Origin of the sequence: Pseudomonas sp. Yb2C2 (assembly GCF_052112325.1) — a bacterium.
Taxonomy (GTDB): Bacteria; Pseudomonadota; Gammaproteobacteria; order Pseudomonadales; family Pseudomonadaceae; genus Aquipseudomonas; species Aquipseudomonas marginalis.
This window is the reverse complement of sequence record NZ_JAVAJK010000009.1, coordinates 217528-242916: the sequence shown is the minus strand read 5'-3', so window position 1 is coordinate 242916 and position 25389 is coordinate 217528. Positions and strand designations below refer to the sequence as shown.

Genomic DNA, 25389 nt, shown 5'->3' with positions numbered 1-25389 from the left:
ATGGTTGCTACCAGGATGTCGGTGGCTGGCGACGTGTATGAAAAATTCGCATCACTTGTAATCGTCCATCTCGAATCCGGTAGGGAACGATGTAAGGCCATCGAGGCACTACCCACTCCCGCGTTCCTGGCACTCGACCTTCCTTTCCCACTGCAGGAAATTCAGCGACATGTCCTAGCCCAACCATGATGGCCTGGACGAACTCATGGGCGGCTTTGGGATTTTCCTGCGCAATGTACGCGGCTTCATCATCAAGGTTCTTGAGGGCTGTCCTCAGCCACTCAACCTGCATTGGTGCGCCATTTATCGGCGACGGCTTTTACTTCCGCAGCCGTTGCGAACTCGCCTGCGTCTGCTTCTTTCAATGCTTTTTGAATTTCTTCGATTTGCCACGCTTCGCGCGTCAAATATTCGCGTAATGCATCGACTGCGAGAAAGGATTTGCTGCGCCCGGTCGCCTTGGCGAGACTGGCAAGCGTGGCGGCGATGTCTTCGGGTATGCGTAGGGACATAACAGACATGGGGAGCCTCGATGTAGTGATATGTAGTGCAACATACTACATTGTCATCTCTTCACGATTTACCCCCGTTCGTCAGGGGGATCCGATAAGGAAAATGCTCATGCTCTCAGGCCTCAATCACTTGACCCTGTCGGTCACCGATTTGCAGCGCAGCGTCGGGTTTTACCATGAGTTGCTGCAACTCAAGCTCGAGGCTACTTGGGACTCCGGCGCCTATTTGTCATTGCCGGGCCTATGGCTATGCCTGTCGCTTGATCCGCTGCGCGAGTCGAAGCCAGGGGCCGATTACACCCACTATGCGTTTACAGTCGCAACGAGTGAGTTCGCTGCGCTGGTCTCGCGTCTGCGCGCCGCCAAGGTGCAAGAGTGGCGCGACAATCGCAGCGAAGGTGCCTCGTTCTATTTCCTCGATCCCGACGGCCATAAGCTCGAAGCCCATGTCGGCGACCTGGCTTCGCGTCTGTTGGCTTGCCGCGACAATCCCTATGCGGGAATGAGGTTTTACCCATAGCGCAGGAACGTGCAGAATCCGTCCACCTTCCCATGCTTTGTCAGAGTCGCGCCCATGACCCCCTCCTTGCTGCTCGCCGTCCTCGCTTCGGGTTTTATCTACGGTATTACGCCTGGCCCCGGCGTATTGGCGGTGTTTGGCATCGGCGCCGCCCGGGGGCGTCGTGCCGGGGCGGGGTTTCTGTGCGGGCACTTGCTCGGCGATGTGCTGTGGTGCAGTACGGCGCTGATCGCGATTGTGGGCGCGCGGGAAGTCGGCAGCAGCGCGTTCGATGTGCTCGGCGTGCTCAGTGGGCTGTACCTGTTCTGGCTCGGCTGGCGCGCGATTCGTACCCAGCGTCGCAGCAGTGAAGCCCCCCAGGGCGCGGCGCGGCATCCGTTCTGGCACGGCATCCTGTTCGGCTTGACCAACCCCAAGGCGTATCCGGTGGCCGTGGCGACATTTACTGCATTGCTGTCCAGCCGCGCCGAATTGCTGACCTGGTCGATGCTGCCGGCGTTGATCTTCCTGAGCTTCGTCGGTGGCCTGTTGGCCTACGCGATCCTGATCGGCGTGGTCGGTGCCCAGCGGGTGCGCACCGTGTATCAGCGCCATGAAATCCTCATCACCAGGCTCTGCGGCGTGATGTTTATCGGCTTCGCCATCAATGCCCTGGCCCATGCGCTGCCAGGCCTGTTCGGCAGCAAACCCGCCTGACGGGCCACGACCGTTCGTCGCACGGGTAAGTTTTTTCTAAACCTTTGCCGCCCGGAAAATTCGAATTCAGGGCGAGGTGTCTTTCCCCGCACCTATTTTTGCCCTGGAGGAACCCATCATGAGCCGCATGGCTATCCGGTTACGCACCGCCAGTTTCGCGATGCTGCTGGGCCTCGGCGCCAGCAATGCTTTCGCCCAGTCGCCTGCTGAATTCATCGAGCAGGCTTCGGCCAAAGGCATGGCCGATATCGAAACCAGTCGCATGGCCCACGCCAAGACCTCGTCCCAGGAAATCAAGGACTACACCATCGAGGTGATCAACGAGCGCACCCTGGCCAACCAGCATTTGGCGGCGATCGCCAAGAAGCTCGACCTGCCAGTGGCCCCACGGGAGAAGATCGTCGACAAGGCCGAAACCCTGATGCCCGAACTCAAGGACGGCGACTCCTTCGACGCGGCCTACACCGCGCAGCAAGTGAAGGAAAACGAAGACGCCATTGCCCTGTTCAAGCGCGAAGGGGCGGCCTCGGATGTGCCGGAAATCAAGGCACTGGTGGATGAGACGCTGCCCAAGCTGGAAGAACGTCTGCAAAAGGCCCGAGCCCTGGCCTCGACCTACGGTAAGGGCCATCAAGGCGACGGTTGAGCCCTTCGCTTGATATGAAAAACGGCGGTTGGATCATGTCCAACCGCCGTTTTTTTACGCCTGGTTCAGGTCGGTTTTGTTCGGGGCCGCGTCATCGGCCGCGTGGCCGCAACTGCTGTTCAGGCTTACGGTGCCGGTGTTGCCGATGCTGCGGTATTCCTGGCGCAGTTTTTCCAGCTCCTTGCGGTCCAGGCCATCCAGGCTCAGCACGGCGTTCTGCGCATCCTTGGAGACCCGCAGCAGTTCATCGATCTTGATGTGCAGGATGTCGTTATCGCGGTTTTGCGTGTTCTGGATCAGGAACACCATCAGGAAGGTGATGATGGTGGTCGAAGTGTTGATGATCAACTGCCAGGTGTCGTTGTAGTGGAAGTACGGACCGCTCAAGCTCCACAGGAAAATCAACGCGACCGCCGCATAGAACGTCCGGGCACTGCCTGCCCAACGGGACAGGGATTGTGAGACTGCAGAGAATTTCATGACCGTTTTCCTTAAAGGTGAGTGATGAAAATACTGACCACAGGCACGCTCTGAAATTTCTTTTTACAACTTAGGGTGTGAACAACATTGTGCGTTTTCTGCAGGGTTCTTAGGAGTGAGCCTACGGCGCTCTGCAGCGATAGGCGCAAGACTGGGTTTTTATGCGGAAATTCCCATGCACGCTGATACCGCCTGCGACCTGCCTTCGCTTTATCACCAGACCGAAGATCATTATTTCGCCGCGACTTGCTCGCTGCATCGCCGCTACAACGCTTGTATCAACGCTTACTTTACCGGCGAATATTTCGACCCGTGGAACCTGCTGTTTATACGAGTCGGCAGTGCCCCGATGGGGGGGGCTATGGCAGCGCCCCTGGACCTGCTTCGTCGTATCTTTCTGGATACGCGCGTCGTGATTCATGAGGAAAAGGTCGGTGCGGTAGCCGAGGCCCTCATCGGGCTGGGTTTTCAGCCTGCCGAAAAGACCACTGCGATGGTCCTCGATCTGTCGGGCTTTGTTTCATCTACGGATGACCGCTCGGTGCAGATCAGCTTGACTCGGAACCTGGCCCACTGGGCAGTTCCCCTTGGCAATGCGTTTTCGATGGCGCCCGAGGGTGTTGCACGTTATCAAGCCCGGCACCAGCGGGCTCTTGAAGCGGGCCAATCGCTTCACCACTTCATCCTTTCCACCGAGGGGCAGGTGAGGTGTTCGTTGACTTTATCCATGTGGAATGGGGAGGCACGGCTTAGCGATTTCGGCACGCTCGTGGATTTTCGCGCAAGAGGTTATGGCACACGATTGCTTCAAGCCGCCCTTCTTCACGCTGCAAGCCTGGGGGCCCGGCGCTGTTTTCTTGAAGCGACGATGGAGGGGATCTCGCTGTATCGCAAGCTGGGTTTCGAAGGCTTATTCGATTACCAGGCTTTTACTCGGGGGCCGGTTGCAATCGCCTGATCAGAAGCTCATTTTCACCTGGCTGCGATCCTCAAGCGTCAACAGATACTGCTTGGCGTCGAGTCCTCCGGCAAACCCGGTCAAGGTGCCCGAGGCACCAATCACTCGATGGCACGGCGCAATGATCGAGATAGGATTGCGCCCATTGGCAGCGCCCACGGCACGTACGGCTTTCGGGTTGCCGATCTGCCGGGCGATCTGGCTGTAGCTGCGGGTTTCGCCAAAAGGAATAGTCAGCAGCGCCTGCCAGACCTGCTTCTGAAAGGCGGTACCGGTGAAATCCAGTTCCAGGTCGAATGTGTGGCGAGTCCCCGCAAAGTACTCCTTCAACTGGCGCTCGGTTTCCAACAGCACCGGGCTGTCGTTGGCTTCGTGCAATTGACCCAGGCGCACACGGTTGGCGCGCTCGACTTCCCACAGGATGGCACTGAGCTTGCCATCGCGCGCCACCAGGGTGAGCTCACCGACAGGGGAAGGCATGAGCTTGTATTCGTAAGGCATGAGCGGGCTCCTCGAGGGGCAGTTGTTAAACGCTACAGGCCTACGGTATTGCCATCCGCCGGACTGAACACTACGTTTCTTGCGGTGGAATTCTTACTGGCCCTGGACATTCCAGTAAACCCAGTTGGAATAGTACGGGTACCAGTAGAACCAGGAAATCCTGTAGAGCCCCATGATGACTGAGGCCTCCCCGATGGCGACCAGGGAAATCAGATTGAACAGCGTGACGATTGCAGCGAATACGGTCACGCCTCGGCTGGCATGGCGCCTGGCAAACCCTACGCCGTAGACGGACGCGGCGATTGATCCGAGCGCCAGCCCCAGCCCCAAGGGATACGGAAGCCGCACCAGCGCGACCAGCAGTGGCAACACCAGCACCCAGCCGAGCACTTGGCGCAGTACAGGTGTGGATGTGGGTTGTTTGGGTTCAATCATGGCAATAACCCTGGGGTCGCAAGCTCAATGAAGCGACATCATCACGCTATGGATGCAGTGCCGCATTCAGACTTTGCTCCCGTTGCAGCTACCGATCCTGTTGCAGCACCTTGAGCGCCGCCGACGCGAGGAAGCCGGAGCGGCTTTTTTCCTCCGGGTGGTGCAGTACATATTCATCGATGCGGTTGAGCAAGTAGCCCGGCAATGTGATGTTGAGTTTTTGCGCCTTGCCCAGGTACTTGGTGACATCGATGTCTACAACCGCCCAAGTGCAGCCGGCGTACTGAGGGTTGGCGGCATGCACGGTGACCTTCTGGGCGCTCGGGATCGGCGCGCCGTCTTCCGCGAGGATTTCGAAGTGCCCTTCGATGGCTTCGCGCGCCATGGCCATGGCGTCGTCCAGATCGTCACCGGCAGAGTAGCAACCGGGAATATCCGGGACTTCCACGCCCCAGGCGTGATCGTGGTCACCAGTTGAAATTGCGATGGGGTACAGCATGTTCGTTGTTCTCCAGGGACGATTAACTCAACAGAGCTTGTTTCAAAATGCTCTTGGCGGTCTTGTCCAACAGGTCTTTCTTTGGATGGGGGATCGTCACCAAGCCAGGCTTCGTCGGGTGCTTGAAGTGGTGATGACTGCCTCTGATGCGCACCAGGTACCAGCCGTCTGCGACGATGTGACCTATCAAGTATCGGCTATCCACAGCACCTCCTTGTGGTGTGTGTTGGTGGTGACTATAACCACTGAAAATAAATTATCAACACTCTACCTACCGGTCTTCGATGACTGGCATTTCGGCAGGTGGTGAATGCAGTGTAAGAGCGAGTGGGATCGGCGCAGCGGGGAGATATTGCGGGGTTTTTCGGGTCATTGCCGGATGTGTAATGCCTCTTCGATAACGGCAAGAAACGCGTCAATCAACACACTGTGTCTTTCGGTCGGCGTCAACACCAACAACTGCGCACACGCATCCGCCTCCACCAAAGGCCGATAAGTCACGCCCTTGTTCATCAAACTCCGGGTACAGGCCGGTACCAGCGCCACCCCTTGCCCGGCGGCCACCAGTGCAATGATCGAAGTGATCTGCCGTCCGGTCGGCCCGGCATGCAGGGGCACGCCATGGTGGCGGTAAAGCTGCTCGATGGACTGGTTCAGCCCCGAGCCGTAATCGGCTGGAAACAGAATCAAAGGATAGGCACTGAGCTGCGCCAGGCTGATGTCGGCCAGGCTGGCCAACGGGCTGTCACTCGACACCGCTGCCACCAAGGGTTCCTCGCCCAACGACAGCGCTTGCACTGCGTCGTTTTGTGGCAACAGCCGGCTCAACCCAATATCCAGCCGTCCATCGGCCACTTGCGCACCGAGACTGCCGGAGGCGCATTCCACCAGGGTCAGTTGCACATCGGGAAAGCGTTGGGCGAAGGCCTGGATCGATTGGCTGAACAGGTCCGACAGGGCAATCGAGCTGACGTAGCCCAAGGCCAGTTGACCCGCTGTCCCTGCTGCCAACTTCCCGGCAATCACCTGAGCCAACTCCACCTGTTCCAACACGCCACGTGCATAGGGCAAGAACGAGCGTCCCTGTGCGGTGAGGGTCACGGTGCGGCTGGTGCGATCGAACAGCTTGAAACCCAACTCTGCCTCCAGCGCTGAAATATGCCGGGTCAAAGGCGGCTGGGCCAGGTGCAGGCGCAGGGCGGCGCGACCGAAATGCAATTCTTCGGCGACGGTCAGAAAGTAACGCAGCTTGCGTAGGTCGAGCATCCTGATCCTTGGGTATCAATCGGTCGGAATTCGGTATTGGTTCAAGACCTGCCGGCCATTCTATAAAGACCTTTCAAAATAAAACGAGAGGTTTCATGAAACTGCGCCTGCATTGTGCCCGCCTTGCCCTGTTCCTGTGTGGCTGCGCGGCGTTTCTCAACCTCTATGCGACCCAAAGCATCCTCCAGACGTTCGCCGCGCACTTTCATATCAGTGCCAAGGAGGCGGGCTGGAGCATCACCGTCACCACCCTGGCGGTGGCGATCACGGCACCTTTCGTCAGTCGCCTGACCGGACGTTTTGCACAACGCACGGTGATCTCGGTGGCCGCTGTGCTGCTGGCGGTGCCGGCATTGATGACCGCTTATGCCGACAGCTTTGCCGAAGTGCTGGTGTGGCGCTTTGTCGAGGGCATGCTGATCCCGGTGCTGTTCGCCACCAGTGTGGCCTACATCGGCGACCGCTGGAGCGGCGGCACGGTCACGGAGGTGACGAGTCTCTACGTCGCGGGCACCGTGTTGGGCGGGTTCGCCGGGCGCTTCGTCACCGGAGTCATGACCGAGTATGTGGGCTGGCGTGAGGCCTTTGAAGTGCTCGCGGTGTTGAGCTTGATGGTCGGCGGATTCATCCAGTTTCTGTTGCCGGCCAACCGCCCGCGGACCGTGCAGGTTAAAGCCTCCTCGTCAGGTGTATTTCGCAGGCCGCTGTTGGCCGCATACGCCGTAGGTTTCTGCGTGTTGTTTTCGCAAGTCGCGGCGTTTACCTACGCAGGTTTGTACTTGGGCCTGCCGCCGTTCAACCTTGGGCCTGCAGCGTTGGGGACGCTCTATATGGTGTTCCTGTTGGCGTTGATCGTGATCCCCATCGCTGGACGCCTCAGCAAAGCCCGGCCCCATGCCCAACTGCTGGGTGTCGCCGCCGTGCTGGGCGTCAGTGGTTCGGCGTTGACCCTGATGCCCTCCCTCTGGTGCATCGTAGTCGGCCTGGCGTTCAGTTCCACCGGTGTGTTCCTCGCCCAGGCGGCCGCCAATGGGTTTATCACCGCTACCGCGGGCGATAACAAGACGGGTGCTGTCGGGGTGTATCTCACCTGTTATTACCTGGGCGGCAGTGGCGGCGCCATTGTCCCGGCGCTGATCTGGGAGCGCTGGGGCTGGGTCGGGTGCGTGGTGCTGATCATCGGTTTCCAGCTGCTGACCTTGTTGATCGCCTTGACCGGCTGGAAGCCCCTTAAACCTGAGCTGATTCCTGCACCATGAACGACACCGTCGCTGTGCCTTCGCCCGAATCATCGACGCGCCGTCGCGCCTTGTTCGCCGGTTGCAGCGCCCATGCCGTGCATGATGGGCTCACTGATGTGATCTACGTTTTGCTGCCTGTCTGGCAGGCTCAGTTCGGCTTGTCCTACGCCCAGATCGGCCTTCTGCGGGGTGCCTATTCCGGGATGATGGCTGTGTTCCAATTGCTGGCCAGCCGCGCCGCCAGACGCTGGGGCCGCACACCGATGCTGGTGGGCGGCACGGCGTTGGCGGGTGTCGCCTACCTGTTGGTGGGCCAGGCGACAGGGCTGAGCGTGTTGCTGGTGGCGCTGCTGCTCGGCGGCCTGGGCGCCAGCACCCAGCACCCATTGGCCTCGTCGATGATCACCGACGCTTACGAGGACGGCGGTGGGATCAAGCAGGCGCTGTCCCAGTACAACTTCTCCGGCGATATCGGCAAAACCCTGATTCCTGGTCTGGTCGGGCTGCTGCTCACCGTCATCAGTTGGCGGGCCAGTGCCACGTTGCTGGGCCTGCTTGGCCTGGCGGCGGCGGGGCTGTTGTGGTGGCTGATTCCTGCTCAAGCATCCGAATCCACCGCCACAAAAAAAGCCGAGTTCCTCAGGGGTAGCGGCTCCGCCACGGGCCTGCGCGCGCTGATCCTCACCGGCACCCTCGACAGCGCCGTGCGCATGGGATTTTTTACTTTCCTGCCGTTCCTGCTGCAAGCCAAAGGCGCCGGTACTGCTGGCATCGGCCTCGCCCTGACCTTGCTGTTCATCGGTGGTGCCTTCGGCAAATTGTTCTGCGGCTACCTCGGCGCACGCATCGGCATGATGAAGACCGTGTGGATCACGGAAACCAGCACTGCAGTGCTGATCGTCGCGGCGGTGTACCTGCCGCTCAGCGGGTTGATGGTGATGCTGCCGCTGTTGGGGCTGGTACTGAATGGCACCTCCTCGGTGCTGTACGGCGCCGTGCCCGACCTTGCCGGCGCGGGCAAGCGCGAGCAGGCGTTTGCGCTGTTCTACACCGGCACGATTGGCGGTGGCGCGTTGGCGCCGGTGGTGTTTGGTGCAGTGGGGGATGTGCTGGGCGTGCCGGTGGCGGTGATGGTGTTGGCGGGGATGTTGGGTGTGACGTTGCCGTTGGCGTGGGTGGTGCAGAGGGGGGAGGAAAAGTGAGGTGTCAGAACGTAGAGTTGAACCTTGCGGCATTGCCTACACAACGATCAGACTCGTCCGAGTTGTGCGTCTTGGGCGACCTCTTTAAGGTTCGTCAGCCGCTGCCCATCAGCGGTCGGGTTTAGTAGCCCGATACGATCAACGGCGTACAGCTGCTCTTATGGTGGCTGCACGCAGGGCGTCTTCGGGCGCGCCGGTTTCGTTGATTCGCCGGTCTACTAACCTGCGTACAGCCGCCACCCATTGTTTAGTAGCTCTGGTATGCGGTCCCTAACGAGGATCAACAGATGTGTACTGACTCATGCAATCCATCCGTAAAACTGTTCAGCGTCCGTCCCGAAATCGACACTCAAGCGCTGCTCGCCAACGCCTACGAAACCATCGCCGGTGCAGGTGCCATGACCCACGAGTTCGTCGAAAGCCTGCCCTCTCAACAGCGCTACCTGGCCCTGGCCATTCAGCAAATGATTGAACTGGGCCTGCTGCTGGTCGAGGCTGTTCAGGACCGCGTGGACCGAGCCGCGTAGGTCACCCGTACGGTGAAAAGGCTTGCCTTCCCAGGCCGCCCATACCACGGGGGAGGGGAGCCAGGATTTACAGTGTCGCCGCCAGCGAAAACGGAATGCGCAACGCACCGATAGGCCCTTCACGCGTACCGCACATTTCATCGTGAACGCAGTGTTGCACCAGTACGCAAGGAAACGGCGGAACCCGCTGCAACAGGTCGCGTAAATGCGTGGTGGACCCGATGCGCATCGGCTTGCCGTGATCGTCCAGTAACGTCGCCTCGACGTGCTCCAGCCTGACGCGAGCGATATAGAAACCGCCCTCCAGGGACAGCAACTCCAGCTCACGTATTTCGCCTTTCCCGGCCAGCTCGGCCAGCATTTGCATATTCATGATTGACCCTCGCTTGGGGCTCATTGGCGACGAAAGAACAAGGTGACCTGACCCCACTCGACACCGAACTTGGACATGCTCGAGCGGTTGATCAAGGTGTCCTCGTCCATCAGGTACATCCAATCGTCAAAGCTGACTTCGTACACCGAGCCATCCACCGGCAGATTGAGCCGGTAGCGCCAACGCAGCGCATTACCCGCCACTTCGCCGATCGCCTCGCCCACCACATCCCCGGCTCGTCCGCGCCAGCGCCCTGGGCCGTCCGGCGTCAGTGTCCACACCCGTTGCTGACGCGTGCCATCGCTGTACAAGAAACGCTCATCCAGAATCAACGCGTCGCCCTCGCGCCGGCTGGCGATATCGACCTCAAAGCGCTTGGCCACTTCCCCCGAACGCTTCTGGAAGATGCCCCAGGCTTTCACGGGTTTACTGAAGAAGCGCTCCAGGTCCAGTTTCGGTTGCTGGTCGGCGTAGTGGTCGACCTCAACGTTGCTGCAACTGGCCAAGCTCACGACCAGCAACAGTGAAAACAGTAGACGTGTCATGGCCTGGCTCTTCGAAGGTGCGGGGCGAAGTGCCGCCGCTCGAAGCATGATACTTGTACAATAAATAAAATTTGTACAGGTTTGTGCGCACTCTATTTTTGAATCTCAAATCCCACCCATAAAAAAACCGGCCACCAAGGACCGGTTTTTTTATGCATCCCCGCCAAAACCCTGCCGGCGTGGAATCTATGTCTGAGTGGAGCGGGTGAAGGGAATCGAACCCTCGTTATCAGCTTGGGAAGCTGGAGTAATGCCATTATACGACACCCGCTCAGAGCGGCTGACTTTGTACCAGATGTGCGCCGGGATTTGAAGTTTTTCTTCGGAATTTGTGCAGCTTGCCGTGGCGAGCAGGTCCGTTCGCCACGGCAAGCCTTCATTTCAGATGGCGAATGCATGCTGCGTCTGGCCCTGGTGATAACGCAATCGGCTGGCCTGCCGTTCCGGTTTCAAAAAGCCCACCACCGCGTCCCGGCTGTCCCGGCAGGCGGCCTTGTGCTCCATATCCAGGAAATGCCCCGTCGCCTGGATGGTGCTGAAGCTGCTCTTCGTCACGTACTGCCCGAACTGCCTGGCGTCTTCGGCGCTGGTGTATTCGTCCCATTCGCCGTTCAGAAACAGCACCGGCACATCGATCTGCCGCGCGGCCTTGAGGTAGCACAGGCGGTCGTTGTGCAGTACCTGGCTGATGTGAAAATGCATCTGCCCGTATTCGTGCTCGGCCAGGCTGCTCACATGCTTGTAGTTGAAACGCTTGAACAGCGACGGCAGGTGTTTGCCGATGGTGCTGTTGATCAAGTGCCCGACGCGGTCGCGGTCGAGGTTGCCGAGGTAGTCGACGCCACGCTCGAGGTAGTCGCGCATTGGCGCGTTGATCACTGGCGAGAACGAGCTGATCACCGCCTTTTCCACACGCCGTGGCCGCTGGGCGAGGGCCACCAGGGTGGCGGCGCCGCCCCAGGAGAAGGACAGCACGTGCTCGGCGGCGAAGTGGTCGATCAGCTCCAGGAGGATCTGGCCTTCGACTTCCTTCGTCAGCATTTGCTCATGACGGTTATGGATTTTGGAGCGACCGGCGTAGGGCTGGTCGTACAAAACCACATTGAATTGCGGGTACAGGCTTTTCACGGTTTGGGCGAAGGAGGCCGTGGTGGCCAGCGAGCCGTTGACCAGGATGATGGTCTTTTCAGCAGCATCCGCGCGGTAGAACTCCGTGTAAACCCGATACTGACCCTGTATATCCAACACAGCGATTTCTGGCCTCATGTCGTAAGACTCCTGGCAAGCGGGTAGGGCGCGCAGATCACTCTGCACGAGCTTTGTGACAGGTAGGCATACGCCTGGAAGATGAGAGCCCATGTCGGTCCGATGACGGCTGGCCGACGGCTGTTGTTAGGGCGGGCTGTTTGCCTGGGAGGCCCGTGGATCAAGCGCGGGCGGGGCAAGGTGTTTCTTGGAGGTTATAGGCGACTCGTCAGTCATAATTTGGCTGACGGTTTGATTCAAGCAGTAGACCGGGGATGCCGCAAGTCACACAAATGGGTTTTTGCCATCACCGGCCGAACGGTCGTCAGACCTGTCGGATTTCTTCCTCGGACAGCGCCCGGTACTTGCCGGGCGCCAGGGCCGCATCCAAGCCCAATGGGCCCATTCGCTCACGGTGCAGGCCGATCACTTTGTTGTTGAAGTGCCCGAACATGCGCTTCACCTGGTGATAGCGGCCTTCGGTGATGCTCAGTCGTGCCAGGCGTGGCCCCAGCAGCTCCAGCTCGGCCGGTTGCGTGGTCAGGTCTTCAAAGGCGAAATAAAGGCCCGCTGCAAAGGTTGCCGCGTATTCGGGGCCGATGTCCTGCTCCGTCTCTACCCGATAGACCTTGGGCAACTTGGTCTGCGGTTGCGTCAGGCGCCGCGACCACTGGCCGTCGTTGGTGATCAGCATCAGGCCGGTGGTGTTGAAATCCAGGCGGCCGGCGATATGCAGCTCGCCTTTGTCCGGCTCATCCAGCAGGTCCAGGACAGTCGGGTGTTGTGGGTCCGAGGTCGCGCTGACGCAGCCCTGGGGTTTGTGCAGCATGAAATAGCGCGCCGCTTTACCCAACTGCAGCACGTCATCGTCCACGCACACGCGGCTGAATTCGCGCACTTCATGATGCGGGTCGTTGACTGCCACGCCATCCACCGTCACCCGCCGCTCCACCAGCAACACGCGCACTTGTTGGCGATTGAAACGCGGCAGGTTGCTGAGGAAACGGTCAACGCGCATTGCGAAGCTGCTCATCCACCTGAGCACAGCGCGGGCACAGGCAGGCTGTGTTGCGCAATGCATCGGGCAGCGCTTCAAGCACCGCCGGGTTGATGGTGACGCTGTAGCACCAGCACGGCTGGTCGGCGGTGCGTGGGTCGGCCAGGGTGCAATCGTTGCGGGCACCGCAGGCGGGGCAAAGGGTTGGCGTGGTCATGGTCGCTGGGGCAGGGTCTCGGAAGTCCCTGCACGATACAGCGCCGGTCAGTCCCGTTCCAGCACCACGACCCGTTGGCCGGCGCCAATGCCGCTGCCCGGCTGCACCGGGATTTCCCGCACCACCCCGGCAAAGGGCGCCAGCACCGGGATCTCCATTTTCATCGACTCCAGAATCACCAGCACATCCCCGGCGGCAACACGTGCACCCACGGCCACCGGCACCTGCCAGAGGTTGCCGGCGATAGGGCTGTCGATGCTGTATTCATTGGCCTTGAGCAGCGTGTCTTGCGCCGCTGGCGCCGCGAGCTCTTCGCTGTCGAAATGCGCCTGGCCGCTGGCGATCCAGCGTTCGCGCTCGGCATTGAAGGCCTGTTGCTGTTGTTCACGAAAAGCACTGATCCCCGAGGCTTCCCGCGCAAGAAATGCCTGGTAATCCGCCAGGTTCAGGGTGCTCTCCTCGATATCCAGCTCGAAGCGTCCCAGGGGGAAATCCCGACGAATCCGTACCAGCTCATCCGCGCTCACGGGATAGAACCGAATCTGATCGAAGAAGCGCAGCAGCCACGGCTTGCCGTCAAACGCCGCCACTTCGCGATAGCGGTTCCACATCTGCAAGGTGCGCCCGACAAACTGATAACCGCCGGGCCCTTCCATGCCGTACACGCACAAATACGCGCCGCCGATGCCCACCGAATTTTCGGCGGTCCAGGTGCGGGCCGGGTTGTATTTGGTGGTCACCAGCCGATGACGCGGGTCCAGCGGCGTGGCCACCGGCGCGCCGAGGTAGACGTCGCCCAGGCCCATTACCAGGTAGCTGGCGTCGAACACGGTGTGGCGCACCTCATCGAGGTTGGCCAGGTCGTTGATGCGACGGATGAACTCCAGGTTGCTCGGGCACCACGGGGCGTCCTTGCGCACGGTGGTCATGTATTTTTCGATGGCCAGCTGGCATGCCGGGTCGTCCCAGGACAGCGGCAGGTGCACGATGCGCGAGGGCACTTGCAGGTTTTGCCGGGTGCACACGGCGGTCCACTCGTGGCTGATCAGTGCCAGCAGGTCGGCCAGGGGCAGTTGTTCGGGCTGGTAGTGGATCTGCAGCGAGCGGATCCCGGGCGTCAGGTCGATCACGCCCTTCAATGCTCGGGTTTCCAGGGCCTGCATCAGGGCATGGGCGCGAAAGCGCAGCACCAGGTCCAGCTCCGGCGCGCCGATTTCCAGCAGCAGGTGGGTGTCGCCGGCGAGGCGCGCGACCAGGCGGGTGTCGGCGTGGCCGATGTCCAGGATGATGGGGGATGCCAATTGCTCGATGCCGGCGACGGACCGAGTTGGTCCCATCGCGAGCAAGCTCTGCTCCCACAGGGTTTCGGCATTCTTTTGATCCCAGTTCAGGGCAAGGTCGCGGGCGGTCTTGAGGTCCACCGGTTCAAAGCGAATCTTGTCACCGGCCTTGAGCTGGCCGAGTTGCCAAAGGTCTGCCTCGATCACCGTCACCGGGCACACAAAACCGCCCAGGCTTGGCCCATCCGGCCCGAGGATCACTGGCATGTCCCCGGTGAAATCCACCGCGCCGATGGCATAGGGGTTGTCATGGATGTTCGATGGATGCAACCCCGCTTCACCGCCATCGGTACGCGCCCACAATGGCTTCGGCCCGATCAGCCGAACACCGGTGCGGCTGGAGTTGAAATGCACTTCCCACTGCGTGGCGAAGAACGTGTCGATATACGCCGGCAGGAAGTATTCCGGCGCGCCGTGGGGGCCATAAATCACCCGCAGTGTGCGGACCTCCGGCAGCGGTTCAGCGACTGATTGTTGCCCGGCGTTCCGGTCTTCCAACGGCAACAGATGCAACACATCGCCCGCCCGCAAGGCGCGCCCGCCATGCCCGCCAAACTGGCCGAGGGTGAAGGTGCTTTTGCTGCCCAGGTAGTCCGGCACTTGCAGCCCGCCACGCAGGCACAGGTAACTGCGCGCCCCGGCGCCGGCGAGGGTGCCCAGGCTCAGGACCGACCCGGCCTCAATCAATAGCGCGGTGTTCATCGGCACGGCTCGATCATTCAACCGCAGCGGGATTTCAGCACCGGTCACGGCGACCACCGCCGCGCAATTGAAGCGTAGCAGCGGCCCGCTCAGGGTGATTTCCAGCGCCGCTGCTCCCTCGTCGTTGCCCAGCAGGCGATTGCCCAGGCGCAGCGAGCGGCTGTCCATCGGCCCCGACGGCGGCACACCCACGGCCCAGTAGCCGAGGCGGCCGGGATAGTCCTGCACACTGGTTTGCGTGCCCGCGCTGATCACTTCAAACGTGTCGGCCACGTAGACCAGGTCTTCCAGGCACCGCGTCCACGGCCGGCCATTGGCAAAGGGCGCGGCCAGCAGGATTTGGCGCAGGTAATCGCGGTTGGTTTCCACGCCGTACAACCGACTGTCACTCAACGCCCGGTGCAGATCCAGGCGCGCCTGTTCGCGGGTGGGCGCCCACGTGATGAGCTTGGCGATCATCGGGTCGAAGTACGGCGGGATCTCGCAACCGGCTTCCACCCAGGTGTCGATCCGCAGGCCTTCGGCCAGCGGGAAATCCACACAGGTCAGCAAGCCGGGACTCGGCTGGAAATCGCGGCCCGGGTCTTCGGCATACAAGCGCGCCTGGATCGCGTGGCCCCGGGGGGTTAACTCGAGTGTGTTCAGCGGCGGCATTTCCCCGGCCGCCAGTTGCACCATCCAGCGCACCAGGTCCACGCCCCACACCTGCTCGGTGACGCCGTGTTCCACCTGCAAGCGTGTGTTCACTTCGAGGAAGTAGAAGCGCCCGCCAGCACTGTCATAGATAAATTCCACGGTGCCGGCGCTGCGGTAGTTCACGGCCTTGGCCAAGGTGATGGCGGCGGCGCACAGGGCCTCGGCCATGCCTTCGGGCAGGTTCGGCGCCGGGGTTTCTTCGAGGACTTTCTGGTTGCGCCGTTGCACCGAGCAGTCGCGCACGCCGAGGGCGATCACTTCACCGGCGCCGTCGCCGAACACCTGCACTTCCAGGTGGCGAGCGTGCTCGATGTACTTCTCGATAAACACGCCGGCATCGCTGAAATTGTTCTGCCCCAGGCGTTTGACCGTCTCGAAGGACTCGCTCAACTCAACGCTGCTGCGGCACACGCGCATGCCGATACCGCCGCCACCGGCGGTGCTTTTGAGCATCACCGGGTAGCTCACGACGTCGGCGGCCAGCAACGCGCAGGCGAGGCTGTCGAGCAGTTCGGTGCCTTCCAGCAGCGCAAGCCCGTGTTGCTTGGCCAGGGCGCGGGCGGTGTGCTTGAGGCCAAATACCCGCAGCTGTTGCGGCGTCGGCCCGACAAAGGCGATGCCCGCGTTTTCACAGGCTTCGGCAAACGCTGCGTTCTCCGACAGGAAACCGTAGCCGGGGTGGATCGCCTTGGCCCCACAGGCCTTGGCGGTGGCGAGGATTTTGTCCACCGCCAGGTACGTACCGGCCGCTGCGCCTTCACCGAGGCTGTAGGCCTCGTCGGCTTGCTGGATATGCAGGCTCGCCGCATCGGCCTCGGCGTACACGGCGATGCCCTTGACCTGCAGCTCGCGCAAGGTGCGCAGGATGCGGCAGGCGATGGCGCCACGGTTGGCGATCAACAGTTTTTCGAACATGGCAAAACCCTGCGGGCCGTCCCGCAAAGTGGGGGAGCACTGCGGTCGTCCGCAGTGCGTGCAGTCAGTGTGGATCCCACATTGGCGCGCTATTGTTTGCGGATGCACTGCCCGGCTCGGGATTGGCACAGGGCAAACAGCCAACGGCGCAGGCGCTTGAGTTTCAGTTCCATACCAGCAGCTCCGCAGGGGTGGGGTTGTAGGCGTTGCATGGGTTGTTCAACTGCGGGCAGTTGGAGATCAGCACGATCACATCCATCTCGGCGCGCAGGTCGACGTACTTGCCGGGGGCGGAAATGCCGTCTTCGAAGGTCAGCCCGCCGTCGGCCGTCACCGGCACATTCATGAAGAAATTGATGTTCGGCCCGATGTCGCCTTTGCCCAGGCGGCCGTCGTGGGCACAGGCGCGCAGGTAGTTGTCGCGGCAGCTGTGCATGTAGCGTTTTTCCAGGGCGTAGCGCACGGTGTTGCTCTCTTGGGCGCAGGCGCCGCCGAGGGTATCGTGGCGCCCGCAGGTGTCATCGACGATGGTCAGCATCGGCTGGCCGAGGTTGGAATACAGCACGCTGCCGGTGCCCAGGTACACGCTGTTCTGCCGGCGCAACGTGCGCTGCACGTCGTAGCGTTCACGCGGGTTTTTCACGCTGTAGAACAACGTGTCGACGGCCTGGTTGCCCTCCAGGTCGAGGATGCGCAGGGTCTGCCCGGCCTTGACCTCCATCAGCCACGGCTCGCCGGCGGGGATGGTTGCGCGGTACACGGCCGCGTCCGGTTGTTTCAGTGCGATAGACATGGCAGCTCCTCAGGCGAACAGGCGGTCGGTGTTGATAAAGCCGCGCTCGTTTTCCGGGCGCGAGGTGCGGCAGTGTTCGGCGACGCTTTTGTCGGCGTTCATCCAGCTCAGTTTCAGCGGTTGCGGCGCGTAGTGCGGGTTCGGGTCCATGGGGTGTTGCAGCGCGGTGAGCACCACCAGGGTGTCCATCGGCGCGTAGAGCTCGATGTAGTCGCCGGCCCTGGAATTACCAGCTACAAAGTGCAGGCCACCGTCGCCATCCACCGCGACTTTGCTGAACAGGTTGAGGGTCATCAGCAGGTCGGACAGGCCCAGCCCCCACTTGCCCAACTCCACAAGCAGGTTGTCGGTGCCGTTGCGGAAGAAGCCGTTGCGCAGTTCCTGATAGCGGCCCTGGCCGTACTTCTCGGCGACTTCGGCGGCGCACAGCACACCGCCGATGCTGTCGCTCCAGCCGCAGGTGTCGGCGGTGATCGCGGCCAGTACGCGGCCCATGTCCGAGTACAGGCAATGGCCGGTGGTGAGCTTGGCGGTGTGTTGGCATTTGAGGCTGTCGGGCAGGTTCAGGCGCTCGGTTTTTTCGTTGGCGTTGAGCAGGGTCAGGCTGACGTTGGCGCCGCCGCGCAGGTCGGTCAGGCGCAGCAGTTGGCCGCGCTTGAGCACGAACGAGCGGTGGCCGCCGCCGGGCAGCATTTCTTCGGCGAAGGGTGGGAACAGTTGGGTGGAATCGGTCATTTGGACGTGGCTCCAAGTTCGGCGGCGAGCGCCTTGCGGCGTTCGCTGTTCAAAGGGATGTCGTAGGTGATGCGCGCGCCATAGGCGCCGGGGGCGTGGGGATCGACGCGAACCTTGTCGAACACCAGCAGGCGCGTGCCGAGGCTGAAGCCTTCGCTCAGGTCATGGGTGACCATGAACACCGTCAGCCGGGTTTCGCGCCACAGTTCCAGCAGCAGCTGGTGCATGTCTTTGCGAATGCCCGGGTCGAGGGCGCCGAAGGGTTCGTCCAGCAGCAACACGCGGGGTTTCATGATCAGGGCCTGGGCGATGGCCAGGCGTTGTTGCATGCCGCCGGAGAGCTGCGCGGGGTACTTGTCCAGGGCGTGGCCGAGGCCGACCTTGTGCAGCAGCGCGGCAGCCTGTTCGCGGGCGTCCTTCCTGGCTTTACCGAACAGCCGGCCCAGCAGGCGAGAATGTGGCAGTTCCAGGCCGAGGGCGACGTTGTCGAGCACAGTCAGATGTGGGAACACCGAATAGCGCTGGAACACCACGCCACGGCTGGCATCCGGCTCGGCGGCGAGGGCCTGGCCGTCCAGCAGGATCTGGCCCTTGCTCGCAGTTTCCTGGCCCAGCAGCAGGCGCAGGAAGGTCGACTTGCCACACCCGGACGTACCCACCAGCGTGCAAAACTCACCCTCGGCGACGTGCAGGTTGAGGCCTTCGAGCACCACCTGATCGCCATAGCGCTGCCACACATTATTGACGCTGATAAAGCTCATGCCCGCGCTCCTTCGTACCAGGGGAACGCACGCCGGGTCAGGGCCTTGAGGCCCCAGTCCATCAGCCACGCCAGCAGCGTGATCCACACCACGTAAGGCAGGATCACGTCCATCGCCAGGTAGCGTCGTACCAGGAAGATCCGGTAGCCCAAACCGTCGGTGGAGGCGATGGCTTCGGCGGCGATCAAAAACAACCACGCCGAGCCGAGCATCAGCCGCAGCGAGATCAACAGGCGCGGCAGCAATTGCGGCAATACCACACGCAGCATCAGGGTCCAGGTGGAGGCGCCGAGGGTCTGCGCCTTCACCAGCAGCTCGAGCGGAATTTCCCGCGCGCGCTGTTCCAGGTCTCGGGCCAGGCAGGGGGTGACGCCGATGACGATCAGCATCACCTTGGACAATTCCCCCAGCCCGAACACGATGAACAGAATCGGCAGGATCGCCAGCGGCGGCACCATCGACAGCACCGTCAGCAACGGTGACAACGGCGCGCCAAACAGCGGCAGCGTGCCGGCGGCGATCCCCAGGCACAGGCCGGCGAGGGCGCTGATCCCCAGACCGATGGCGAGGCGCCGCAGGCTGGCAGCGCTGTCCTGCCACAGCACGTATTCGCCGGTGCGGGTGTCGGCGTTGAAGGCCAGGCGCTTTACCGCGTCAAGCATTTGCCCGGCACCGGGCAGCAGCTTGTCGTTGGGGTTGTCCGCCAGGCGCTCGGCCGAGCCCACGAAGTAGGCGAACAGCAGCAGGGCGAACGGCAGCAGCACCAGCAACAGGCGGCTGGAACGGTCCGGGTGACGGTTGATCAGGCGCATGGCCGGGTCCTCTTACAGCTTGCCGTCGGCGGCCATCTGTACGTAGCTGGGGTCGAACTGCAGCTTGAGGTTGGCCTTGTCGCCGCTGGTCACACCATTGGCGAAGCGCATGCCCACGGCGCTGCTGTCCTTGGCGCCTTCACCCAGCAGGCCGTGTTTAAACGAGAACTCGGCGACTTTGCCCATGGTGGCGGGCAACTGTGGGCTGGTGGCGAAGGCCAGGGCTTCCTGGGGCGTGGCGAACAACTGGGTGGTGTCCAGTTGCGACTGGAAGCCCGCAAGGTCAGTGCCCGAGGCCTTGGCCATATGTTCGAGGGCTGCGGTGCTGGCGGGGCCCTTGGCGTTCATCAGCGCGACCACTTCGAACCAGGCGCCGGTCAGCGCTTTGCCCAGCTTGGGGTTGTCTTTGAGGACCTGGGTGTTGACCACCATCATGTCCATGATTTCGCCGGGTACTTTGCTCGAGTCGAACACTTGGCTCACCCCAGGCTTGGCCTTGATCTCCGAGAGCATCGGGTTCCAGGTGGTGACGGCCTGGACCTGGTCGGTGTTGAAGGCCGCCGCGATGTCGGCATCGGAGGTGTTGACCACCTTCAGGTCTTTTTCCGTCAAGTCCGCCGACTCCAGCGCGCGGGCCAGCAGGTAGTGAGACACCGAGAGTTCCACCAGGTTGACGTTCATGCCCTTGAGGTCGGCCACGGTCTTGCCGGTGCCCTTGATTACCACGCCGTCGTTGCCGTTGGAGAAGTCGCTGACCACCAGCGCGGTGCTGTCCACGCCACCGGCGGCGGGGATGGTCAGGGCGTCCATGTTGGTCATGGTGCAGCCGTCGAACTGGCCGGCGGTGTACTGGTTGATGGATTCGACGTAGTCATTGAGCTGCACCATGTCGATGGTGATGCCGTACTTCTTCGCCCACTTGTCGAGGATGCCTTGGCTGCCGGCGTACTCCCATGGCATCCAGCCGGCGTAGATCGTCCAGCACACGCTGAAGTGGTTTTTCGTGGCGGCTTGGGCCTGGACGCTCAGCACGGCGGCAAAGACGGCGGCGAGCAGGGCGGGTAAACGGATTGAGGGCATGGGGCTTCTCCAGTTGATCAAGGGCGAGCAGGAGCAACGCGGCACCGTGAACGGTGGCTTGTCTCCCGGGCTTTTATCCCGCCGTGTAACCTCAACTGGAGGTCGCCAACTCTCGGACCAGCCACTCGCTTTCGGCGAGCCGGAACCCTAGTCGGCCATTGCAAATTGTGGTGCCGCGAACCTGTTATCAATCCTGCACGCAAGAGACAAAGCGAGAGTCGTGCCAAGTGGCTTCGATGCCCGGCGGTTCAGCCGGGCGAGCGGGAGAGGAGGGTGTAGACGAGGGCGGTGTGCGCCACGCAGGTGCGCCGGCGCACTGTGATGAGGCGCTTACAGCTGGAACTTGCTGACCAGCATAGTGAACGAGGTGGCCAGGCGCGACAGGTCCTGGCTGGAGGCGTTGGTCTGGTGGGCACCGGCGGCGGTCTGGGTCGACAGGTCCTGAATGTTGAGCAGGTTGCGATCCACTTCGCGGGCCACCTGGGCCTGTTCCTCGGACGCCGAGGCGATCACCAGGTTGCGCTCGTTGATACTGGCCACGCTGGCGGTGATGCGCTCCAGCGCCTGGCCGGCGTTTTGCGCCAGGGTCTGGGTGTTGTTGGCCCAGTTCAGGCTCTTGTTCATGGCGGCCACGGCGCCATCGGCGCCTGCCTGCACTTCACCGATCATTTTCTCGATGTCGACCGTGGAGGTCTGGGTGCGATGGGCCAGCGCGCGCACCTCATCGGCCACCACCGCAAAACCGCGACCTTGCTCACCGGCACGGGCGGCTTCGATGGCGGCATTGAGGGCCAGCAGGTTGGTCTGGTCGGCAATGCCGCGGATCACATCAATCACCTTGCCGATTTCGCGCACCTGGTTGGCGAGGTCAGCGACCGATTGGGTCGAATCGTTGATCTCCACCACCATCGACGACATGCCCGACACTGCCTGCTCCACCTGCTGGCGGCCGTCCTCGGCTTCGGCGGTGGCCTGGCGCGACGCCTCGGAGGTCGACACGGCGTTGCTCGCCACTTCGTCGACCGCTGCGGTCATCTGGTTGACGGCGGTGGCCGCTTGCTGGATTTCGTCGTTCTGGCGGGTCAGGCCACGGGTGCTTTCATCGGTGACGGCACTCAGCTCTTCGGCTGCCGACGCGAGCTGGTCGGAGGCATTGGCGATTTCCATCAGCGTGCTTTTCAGGCCGCCCTGCATATCGGACAACGCCATCAGCAGTTGCCCGGCTTCGTCGGTGCGGTCGGTCGTGATGGCTTGGGTCAGGTCACCCTTGGCAATGCGCTGTGCGTTCTCAACCGCTTGTGCGATAGGACGGGTGATCAGGCGCGTGATCAGCACACCGATGATAATCGCAATGATGAAGGCCAGGACAATGCCGCTGATCATCCAGGTCAATGCGCTGCTGCGAAGGTCCTCGGCGGCGAGGGCGCCTTCCTTGATCTGGCGGTTATTGGACTCGATCATCACACGGATCAACTCGCGCGCCTGGCGGAACAGTTCATTGTTGGTGCTGTTGAGCTGGGCGCGGGCCTGCTCGACCTGGCCACTGTCGAGCATCGACATGATGCGTTCGGAGCTGCTGGTGTAAGTTGGCCAGATCTGGTCGAGCTTGTCGCCTGCTGCCCGTTCGTCGTCTTCCAGGGGCGTGGCGCGGTAGGTGGCGTAGGCGCTCTGGCTGCGTTTGAGTTCGTTGGCGATGTCCTGGCGTACACGGTCGCGGTCTTGTTGGGATACGTCGCCGTTGCTCGCATCCATCAAACGGTACAAACCACGGTTGTGGGCGACCAGGCTGTTGAGGGTGGCGGCTGTGGTGCTGACGGACACCAGGTTATTGGAGAACGTCAGTTCCAATGCATTGGCGAGGCGGACCACGCTTTTGATACCCAGCAGGCCGACCCCGAGGGTGACCAGTGCACACAATAGAAATGAAAGCAGCAGTTTGGTTGAGATTTTCATGGCTCGGATCCGGCGAAAGTGGCGAAGGGCGCACGTTAGAGCCTCCCTGGCTTATGCGATGTCATAGTGACATCATCGCAATCGGGAAAGTTTCGAGCCAGAAAAATTTACTGAATCGATAAACCTGGGGGTTGTTAAGTGCTATACCGCAGTGCGTCTGACGGGATGTGGCTGCCCTTGGCATTGATGTATCAAGTTGTTACCAAAACGCACCAGATTCGGTTTTTGATGTCAGATGTTTCGTCATTCAGTGAAAGCTGAATGCCGCCCCCCAGCGTCGCTGGAGGTGCTCTTCCGCGGTCCAGGAGGCCGCCATGTATCGACGACTGCTGCTCAGCGCTTTACTCGGTCTGACCCTTTGCGCTTGTGTGCCCTACTACGATGGAGGCCAGAGCTACTACCGTTCCGAGGTCTACACCTCACCGGCGCCGGCTTATTACTATGGCGGCGGCACGGCGTATCAATATCGCCGTGATTACTACCCGTCGCCGCGTTACTACGCTCCGGCACCGCGTTACTACTCGGCACCGCGTTATTACCAGCCGGCGCCTCGCTATTACCCGTCAGGGCCAAGGGCCGGTTACCGGCCTTACCCGAACCAGGGCTGGGGGGATCGTTGGAACAATGGCGGGCATGGACGCGGTGGTGATCATGACCGTGGAGGTGGCCGTGGCGGTCACCGTTGACCGGCCTGTATGACAAGCGGCGCATGAAGCGCCGCTTTTTTATGGGCGCAAAACCTCAGTAATCGGACAAGTCCGCCAGCGGGTGCCGGCCTTCCCACGCCTTGGTGAAGTGCGCCTGCACCACGGCGTCCGGGACCGTATTGATGTCTGGCCAATGCCAATGGGGCTTCTGGTCCTTGTCGATCAACCGCGCGCGCACCCCCTCGCTGAATTCCGGATGGCGGCAGCAGTTCAGGCTCAGGGTGTATTCCATCTGGAACACCTCGGCCAGGGACAGGTGGCGGGCCCGCTGGATCTGTTCCCACACCAGGTGCGCGGTCAGCGGGCAGCCTTCGCTCAATGTCTTGCCGGCGCGATTGAACAGTGGGTCCGCGTGGTCACGCAGCGGGCTCAAGGCGCGCCAGGCGCTGCGCACATCGCCGACGTCCAGCCATTCGTCGATCTGTGCCCGGCGCGGCAGCCATTGCGCCTCGGGTTGCTGGGCCACGGCTTCCTGGGCCATGGCCTTGAGAAGGCTGTTGAGCTGTATCGCGGTCTGCTCCTGCCAGTTCAGTTGCAGCAAGCCATCGAGCAACTCGTCTTGTTGATCGTCACGCAGGAAACGGTCGGCCAGGCCCAGGTCCAGGGCGTCACGGCCGTTGATATGGGCGCCGGTGAGGCCAAGGAATAAGCCCAGCTTGCCGGGCAGGCGCGACAGGAACCAGCTGGCGCCCACGTCCGGGTACAGGCCGATGCTGATCTCGGGCATGGCCAGGCGGCTGCTCGGCGTGACAATCCGTATGGCCGCGCTTTGCAGCAGGCCCATGCCTCCGCCCAGCACGTAACCGTGGCCCCAGCAGATCAGCGGCTTAGGGTAAGTGTGCAAGCGGTAGTCGAGGCGGTATTCCGCGGCAAAAAACTGTGCGGCCAGGGCCGGCACTTCACCTGGCTGCTCGCGGCAGGCTTGGGCCAGGCTGCGCACTTCGCCCCCGGCGCAAAACGCCTTGGGCCCGTTGCCACGCAGCAGCACACAGACGATGGCCGGGTCTTTGGCCCAAGCCTCCAGGCGATCTGTCAGGGCCAGGATCATCGGCAAAGAGAGGGCGTTGAGGGACTTTTCAGCGTCGAGGCTGGCGATGCCGACGCGGGCGCCGCCACTGCCGGTCAGTTCTTCGAAGTGCAGATTCATCGTGACCTCAATCGAGAAGGTGAAGGATCAGTATGATCGCTTCGTGGGAAAGTGCCGGTGGTGTGTCAGATCAATTGACAAGCAGGGACGGCTTTCCTAGGGTTCGCCTCATTCTTTTCTACAAGACATTTCAACTATGACCGAAGGCGACCGTATCAAACTCGAACCCAGCTGGAAACACGCCCTGCGTGATGAGTTCGATAAGCCCTACATGGGCCAGTTGCGCGAGTTCCTGCGCCAGGAACATGCCGCCGGCAAAGAGATCTACCCGCCCGGCCCGCTGATCTTCAATGCGCTTAACTCAACGCCGCTGGACAAGGTCAAGGTGGTGATCCTCGGCCAGGACCCGTACCACGGCCCCGGCCAGGCCCACGGCCTGTGCTTCTCGGTACAACCGGGCGTGCCGGCGCCGCCGTCCCTGGTCAATATCTACAAAGAGCTCAAGCGCGACCTGAACATCGACATCCCCAACCACGGCTGCCTGCAGAGCTGGGCCGACCAGGGCGTATTGCTGCTCAACACCACCATGACCGTGGAACGCGCCAACGCCAATGCCCATGCGGGCAAGGGCTGGCAATTCTTTACCGATCGGATTATCGAAGTGGTCAGCGAACACCAGCCGCATTTGGTGTTCCTGTTGTGGGGCGCCCATGCCCAGGGCAAGCAGAAGCTGGTCGATGCCACCAAGCATTTGGTGCTGACGTCGGTGCATCCGTCGCCGTTGTCGGCGTATCGCGGGTTCCTGGGGTGCGGGCATTTCAGCCGCACCAACAAGTTTCTTGAGCAGAACGGCGAGACGCCGATTGAGTGGCGGTTGCCGCCGCTCTAAGGCCAGGCACATTCAAATGTGGGAGGGACAAGCCCCCCACAGGTTGAACTGTGCCGAAG

The 25389-nt window shown here is 61.7% G+C and carries 30 protein-coding genes, 1 tRNA gene and 1 riboswitch; of the genes, 9 read left to right on the top strand and 22 right to left on the bottom strand.

Annotated features, from left to right (window positions below):
* Positions 1–7: 7 nt before the first annotated feature.
* Together Q8X51_RS15305 and Q8X51_RS15300 are read right to left on the bottom strand one after the other, a co-directional pair.
* On the bottom strand, positions 8–292 hold the full coding sequence (locus Q8X51_RS15305; RefSeq protein WP_074844384.1) for a type II toxin-antitoxin system RelE/ParE family toxin: 285 nt from the start codon (positions 290–292) through the stop codon (positions 8–10).
* On the bottom strand, positions 282–521 hold the full coding sequence (locus Q8X51_RS15300) for a CopG family ribbon-helix-helix protein (RefSeq protein ID WP_065928241.1): 240 nt from the start codon (positions 519–521) through the stop codon (positions 282–284). The genes Q8X51_RS15305 and Q8X51_RS15300 overlap by 11 nt, the downstream gene beginning before the upstream one ends.
* 100 nt (positions 522–621) lie before the next feature.
* Between Q8X51_RS15300 and fos the strand changes: the two genes are divergently transcribed.
* The 3 genes from fos (at position 622) to Q8X51_RS15285 (ending at position 2374) form a co-directional block, all read left to right on the top strand.
* Complete coding sequence (fos, locus tag Q8X51_RS15295) at positions 622–1032, top strand: fosfomycin resistance glutathione transferase (protein ID WP_323146739.1); 411 nt, start codon at positions 622–624, stop codon at positions 1030–1032.
* 54 nt (positions 1033–1086) lie between these two features.
* The gene (locus Q8X51_RS15290; RefSeq protein WP_027604357.1) at positions 1087–1728 is read left to right on the top strand and encodes a LysE family translocator; all 642 of its coding nucleotides are present in this window, start codon (positions 1087–1089) and stop codon (positions 1726–1728) included.
* A 118-nt stretch (positions 1729–1846) separates the two neighbouring features.
* Positions 1847–2374 (top strand): DUF4142 domain-containing protein, encoded by a 528-nt coding sequence (locus tag Q8X51_RS15285; protein ID WP_027604356.1) that lies wholly within the window; start codon positions 1847–1849, stop codon positions 2372–2374.
* Positions 2375–2428: 54 nt separating this feature from the next.
* Here the strand turns inward: Q8X51_RS15285 and Q8X51_RS15280 are convergent, their stop codons facing one another.
* Positions 2429–2854: a low affinity iron permease family protein gene (locus Q8X51_RS15280; protein ID WP_027604355.1), complete on the bottom strand. Its 426-nt coding sequence runs from the start codon at positions 2852–2854 to the stop codon at positions 2429–2431.
* A 175-nt stretch (positions 2855–3029) separates the two neighbouring features.
* Here Q8X51_RS15280 and Q8X51_RS15275 point away from each other — a divergent pair, with 175 nt between their 5' ends.
* Positions 3030–3812, top strand: a complete 783-nt coding sequence (locus tag Q8X51_RS15275; RefSeq protein ID WP_137211447.1) for a GNAT family N-acetyltransferase — start codon at positions 3030–3032, stop codon at positions 3810–3812.
* Here Q8X51_RS15275 and Q8X51_RS15270 read toward each other — a convergent pair whose 3' ends face one another.
* The 5 genes from Q8X51_RS15270 to Q8X51_RS15250 form a co-directional block, all read right to left on the bottom strand.
* The gene (locus tag Q8X51_RS15270; protein ID WP_065928237.1) at positions 3813–4313 is read right to left on the bottom strand and encodes a methylated-DNA--[protein]-cysteine S-methyltransferase; all 501 of its coding nucleotides are present in this window, start codon (positions 4311–4313) and stop codon (positions 3813–3815) included.
* Positions 4314–4406: 93 nt separating this feature from the next.
* Positions 4407–4748 carry a hypothetical protein gene (locus Q8X51_RS15265; RefSeq protein ID WP_065928236.1) on the bottom strand — a complete coding sequence of 114 codons (342 nt, stop codon included), beginning with the start codon at positions 4746–4748 and terminating at the stop codon, positions 4407–4409.
* An 88-nt stretch (positions 4749–4836) separates the two neighbouring features.
* Positions 4837–5247 (bottom strand): type II toxin-antitoxin system HicB family antitoxin, encoded by a 411-nt coding sequence (locus Q8X51_RS15260; protein WP_027604351.1) that lies wholly within the window; start codon positions 5245–5247, stop codon positions 4837–4839.
* 22 nt (positions 5248–5269) lie between these two features.
* Positions 5270–5452 carry a type II toxin-antitoxin system HicA family toxin gene (locus Q8X51_RS15255; protein ID WP_003189411.1) on the bottom strand — a complete coding sequence of 61 codons (183 nt, stop codon included), beginning with the start codon at positions 5450–5452 and terminating at the stop codon, positions 5270–5272.
* A 164-nt stretch (positions 5453–5616) separates the two neighbouring features.
* The gene (locus tag Q8X51_RS15250) at positions 5617–6513 is read right to left on the bottom strand and encodes a LysR family transcriptional regulator (protein ID WP_065928235.1); all 897 of its coding nucleotides are present in this window, start codon (positions 6511–6513) and stop codon (positions 5617–5619) included.
* Between the two features lie 95 nt (positions 6514–6608).
* Between Q8X51_RS15250 and Q8X51_RS15245 the strand changes: the two genes are divergently transcribed.
* The 3 genes from Q8X51_RS15245 (at position 6609) to Q8X51_RS15235 (ending at position 9483) form a co-directional block, all read left to right on the top strand.
* On the top strand, positions 6609–7772 hold the full coding sequence (locus Q8X51_RS15245) for an MFS transporter (protein WP_065928234.1): 1164 nt from the start codon (positions 6609–6611) through the stop codon (positions 7770–7772).
* A complete protein-coding gene (locus Q8X51_RS15240; protein ID WP_407693293.1) occupies positions 7769–8956 on the top strand; it encodes an MFS transporter in 1188 nt (395 codons plus the stop codon). Before Q8X51_RS15245 ends, Q8X51_RS15240 begins: the two co-directional genes overlap by 4 nt.
* A gap of 287 nt (positions 8957–9243) precedes the next feature.
* Positions 9244–9483, top strand: a complete 240-nt coding sequence (locus tag Q8X51_RS15235) for a DUF6124 family protein (RefSeq protein WP_027604347.1) — start codon at positions 9244–9246, stop codon at positions 9481–9483.
* Between the two features lie 67 nt (positions 9484–9550).
* Here Q8X51_RS15235 and Q8X51_RS15230 read toward each other — a convergent pair whose 3' ends face one another.
* The 13 genes from Q8X51_RS15230 to Q8X51_RS15170 all read right to left on the bottom strand — a co-directional run bounded on the left by Q8X51_RS15230 (position 9551) and on the right by Q8X51_RS15170 (position 22647).
* The gene (locus Q8X51_RS15230; protein WP_027604346.1) at positions 9551–9856 is read right to left on the bottom strand and encodes a DUF6482 family protein; all 306 of its coding nucleotides are present in this window, start codon (positions 9854–9856) and stop codon (positions 9551–9553) included.
* Between the two features lie 20 nt (positions 9857–9876).
* A complete protein-coding gene (locus Q8X51_RS15225) occupies positions 9877–10401 on the bottom strand; it encodes a DUF3833 domain-containing protein (protein WP_065928232.1) in 525 nt (174 codons plus the stop codon).
* A 197-nt stretch (positions 10402–10598) separates the two neighbouring features.
* Positions 10599–10672 (bottom strand) — tRNA-Gly (locus Q8X51_RS15220).
* Between the two features lie 110 nt (positions 10673–10782).
* A complete protein-coding gene (locus Q8X51_RS15215; RefSeq protein WP_027604342.1) occupies positions 10783–11667 on the bottom strand; it encodes an alpha/beta fold hydrolase in 885 nt (294 codons plus the stop codon).
* 304 nt (positions 11668–11971) lie between these two features.
* Entirely contained in the window at positions 11972–12664 is a 693-nt protein-coding gene (locus tag Q8X51_RS15210) for a pseudouridine synthase (RefSeq protein ID WP_407693294.1), read from the bottom strand.
* The gene (locus Q8X51_RS15205; RefSeq protein WP_065947354.1) at positions 12654–12860 is read right to left on the bottom strand and encodes a cysteine-rich CWC family protein; all 207 of its coding nucleotides are present in this window, start codon (positions 12858–12860) and stop codon (positions 12654–12656) included. Before Q8X51_RS15205 ends, Q8X51_RS15210 begins: the two co-directional genes overlap by 11 nt.
* Before the next feature lie 47 nt (positions 12861–12907).
* Positions 12908–16513: an urea carboxylase gene (uca, locus tag Q8X51_RS15200; RefSeq protein ID WP_407693295.1), complete on the bottom strand. Its 3606-nt coding sequence runs from the start codon at positions 16511–16513 to the stop codon at positions 12908–12910.
* Positions 16514–16676: 163 nt separating this feature from the next.
* On the bottom strand, positions 16677–17306 hold the full coding sequence (locus tag Q8X51_RS15195) for an urea amidolyase associated protein UAAP2 (RefSeq protein WP_074844417.1): 630 nt from the start codon (positions 17304–17306) through the stop codon (positions 16677–16679).
* A gap of 9 nt (positions 17307–17315) precedes the next feature.
* Entirely contained in the window at positions 17316–18041 is a 726-nt protein-coding gene (locus tag Q8X51_RS15190; RefSeq protein WP_315871511.1) for an urea amidolyase associated protein UAAP1, read from the bottom strand.
* Positions 18038–18802: an ABC transporter ATP-binding protein gene (locus tag Q8X51_RS15185; RefSeq protein ID WP_065928225.1), complete on the bottom strand. Its 765-nt coding sequence runs from the start codon at positions 18800–18802 to the stop codon at positions 18038–18040. Before Q8X51_RS15185 ends, Q8X51_RS15190 begins: the two co-directional genes overlap by 4 nt.
* Positions 18799–19614: an ABC transporter permease gene (locus Q8X51_RS15180; protein ID WP_065928224.1), complete on the bottom strand. Its 816-nt coding sequence runs from the start codon at positions 19612–19614 to the stop codon at positions 18799–18801. Before Q8X51_RS15180 ends, Q8X51_RS15185 begins: the two co-directional genes overlap by 4 nt.
* 12 nt (positions 19615–19626) lie before the next feature.
* Entirely contained in the window at positions 19627–20694 is a 1068-nt protein-coding gene (locus Q8X51_RS15175) for a putative urea ABC transporter substrate-binding protein (RefSeq protein ID WP_065928223.1), read from the bottom strand.
* Positions 20695–20754: 60 nt separating this feature from the next.
* A riboswitch (guanidine-I (ykkC/yxkD leader) is annotated at positions 20755–20856 on the bottom strand.
* A gap of 168 nt (positions 20857–21024) precedes the next feature.
* Entirely contained in the window at positions 21025–22647 is a 1623-nt protein-coding gene (locus Q8X51_RS15170; protein ID WP_074844420.1) for a methyl-accepting chemotaxis protein, read from the bottom strand.
* Positions 22648–22961: 314 nt separating this feature from the next.
* Between Q8X51_RS15170 and Q8X51_RS15165 the strand changes: the two genes are divergently transcribed.
* On the top strand, positions 22962–23333 hold the full coding sequence (locus tag Q8X51_RS15165) for a hypothetical protein (protein ID WP_074844425.1): 372 nt from the start codon (positions 22962–22964) through the stop codon (positions 23331–23333).
* A gap of 55 nt (positions 23334–23388) precedes the next feature.
* Here Q8X51_RS15165 and Q8X51_RS15160 read toward each other — a convergent pair whose 3' ends face one another.
* Positions 23389–24501, bottom strand: a complete 1113-nt coding sequence (locus tag Q8X51_RS15160; RefSeq protein WP_065928221.1) for an enoyl-CoA hydratase/isomerase family protein — start codon at positions 24499–24501, stop codon at positions 23389–23391.
* A gap of 136 nt (positions 24502–24637) precedes the next feature.
* On the opposite strand from Q8X51_RS15160, the gene ung reads away from it, so the two are divergent.
* The gene (ung, locus tag Q8X51_RS15155; RefSeq protein WP_027604331.1) at positions 24638–25330 is read left to right on the top strand and encodes a uracil-DNA glycosylase; all 693 of its coding nucleotides are present in this window, start codon (positions 24638–24640) and stop codon (positions 25328–25330) included.
* Positions 25331–25389: the final 59 nt, after the last annotated feature.

What these genes read in the sequence shown, in the direction of transcription:
- Q8X51_RS15275 (WP_137211447.1), top strand. Translation starts at nt 3,030, where the DNA reads ATGCACGCTGATACCGCCTGCGACCTGCCTTCGCTTTATCACCAGACC.
- Q8X51_RS15175 (WP_065928223.1), bottom strand. Translation starts at nt 20,694, where the DNA reads ATGCCCTCAATCCGTTTACCCGCCCTGCTCGCCGCCGTCTTTGCCGCC.
- Q8X51_RS15230 (WP_027604346.1), bottom strand. Translation starts at nt 9,856, where the DNA reads ATGAATATGCAAATGCTGGCCGAGCTGGCCGGGAAAGGCGAAATACGT.
- Q8X51_RS15240 (WP_407693293.1), top strand. Translation starts at nt 7,769, where the DNA reads ATGAACGACACCGTCGCTGTGCCTTCGCCCGAATCATCGACGCGCCGT.
- Q8X51_RS15210 (WP_407693294.1), bottom strand. Translation starts at nt 12,664, where the DNA reads ATGCGCGTTGACCGTTTCCTCAGCAACCTGCCGCGTTTCAATCGCCAA.
- Q8X51_RS15300 (WP_065928241.1), bottom strand. Translation starts at nt 521, where the DNA reads ATGTCTGTTATGTCCCTACGCATACCCGAAGACATCGCCGCCACGCTT.
- Q8X51_RS15265 (WP_065928236.1), bottom strand. Translation starts at nt 4,748, where the DNA reads ATGATTGAACCCAAACAACCCACATCCACACCTGTACTGCGCCAAGTG.
- uca (WP_407693295.1), bottom strand. Translation starts at nt 16,513, where the DNA reads ATGTTCGAAAAACTGTTGATCGCCAACCGTGGCGCCATCGCCTGCCGC.
- Q8X51_RS15170 (WP_074844420.1), bottom strand. Translation starts at nt 22,647, where the DNA reads ATGAAAATCTCAACCAAACTGCTGCTTTCATTTCTATTGTGTGCACTG.
- Q8X51_RS15235 (WP_027604347.1), top strand. Translation starts at nt 9,244, where the DNA reads ATGTGTACTGACTCATGCAATCCATCCGTAAAACTGTTCAGCGTCCGT.
- Q8X51_RS15185 (WP_065928225.1), bottom strand. Translation starts at nt 18,802, where the DNA reads ATGAGCTTTATCAGCGTCAATAATGTGTGGCAGCGCTATGGCGATCAG.
- Q8X51_RS15250 (WP_065928235.1), bottom strand. Translation starts at nt 6,513, where the DNA reads ATGCTCGACCTACGCAAGCTGCGTTACTTTCTGACCGTCGCCGAAGAA.
- fos (WP_323146739.1), top strand. Translation starts at nt 622, where the DNA reads ATGCTCTCAGGCCTCAATCACTTGACCCTGTCGGTCACCGATTTGCAG.
- Q8X51_RS15280 (WP_027604355.1), bottom strand. Translation starts at nt 2,854, where the DNA reads ATGAAATTCTCTGCAGTCTCACAATCCCTGTCCCGTTGGGCAGGCAGT.
- ung (WP_027604331.1), top strand. Translation starts at nt 24,638, where the DNA reads ATGACCGAAGGCGACCGTATCAAACTCGAACCCAGCTGGAAACACGCC.
- Q8X51_RS15285 (WP_027604356.1), top strand. Translation starts at nt 1,847, where the DNA reads ATGAGCCGCATGGCTATCCGGTTACGCACCGCCAGTTTCGCGATGCTG.
- Q8X51_RS15195 (WP_074844417.1), bottom strand. Translation starts at nt 17,306, where the DNA reads ATGTCTATCGCACTGAAACAACCGGACGCGGCCGTGTACCGCGCAACC.
- Q8X51_RS15190 (WP_315871511.1), bottom strand. Translation starts at nt 18,041, where the DNA reads ATGACCGATTCCACCCAACTGTTCCCACCCTTCGCCGAAGAAATGCTG.
- Q8X51_RS15225 (WP_065928232.1), bottom strand. Translation starts at nt 10,401, where the DNA reads ATGACACGTCTACTGTTTTCACTGTTGCTGGTCGTGAGCTTGGCCAGT.
- Q8X51_RS15290 (WP_027604357.1), top strand. Translation starts at nt 1,087, where the DNA reads ATGACCCCCTCCTTGCTGCTCGCCGTCCTCGCTTCGGGTTTTATCTAC.
- Q8X51_RS15160 (WP_065928221.1), bottom strand. Translation starts at nt 24,501, where the DNA reads ATGAATCTGCACTTCGAAGAACTGACCGGCAGTGGCGGCGCCCGCGTC.
- Q8X51_RS15215 (WP_027604342.1), bottom strand. Translation starts at nt 11,667, where the DNA reads ATGAGGCCAGAAATCGCTGTGTTGGATATACAGGGTCAGTATCGGGTT.
- Q8X51_RS15305 (WP_074844384.1), bottom strand. Translation starts at nt 292, where the DNA reads ATGCAGGTTGAGTGGCTGAGGACAGCCCTCAAGAACCTTGATGATGAA.
- Q8X51_RS15260 (WP_027604351.1), bottom strand. Translation starts at nt 5,247, where the DNA reads ATGCTGTACCCCATCGCAATTTCAACTGGTGACCACGATCACGCCTGG.
- Q8X51_RS15245 (WP_065928234.1), top strand. Translation starts at nt 6,609, where the DNA reads ATGAAACTGCGCCTGCATTGTGCCCGCCTTGCCCTGTTCCTGTGTGGC.
- Q8X51_RS15165 (WP_074844425.1), top strand. Translation starts at nt 22,962, where the DNA reads ATGTATCGACGACTGCTGCTCAGCGCTTTACTCGGTCTGACCCTTTGC.
- Q8X51_RS15180 (WP_065928224.1), bottom strand. Translation starts at nt 19,614, where the DNA reads ATGCGCCTGATCAACCGTCACCCGGACCGTTCCAGCCGCCTGTTGCTG.
- Q8X51_RS15205 (WP_065947354.1), bottom strand. Translation starts at nt 12,860, where the DNA reads ATGACCACGCCAACCCTTTGCCCCGCCTGCGGTGCCCGCAACGATTGC.
- Q8X51_RS15270 (WP_065928237.1), bottom strand. Translation starts at nt 4,313, where the DNA reads ATGCCTTACGAATACAAGCTCATGCCTTCCCCTGTCGGTGAGCTCACC.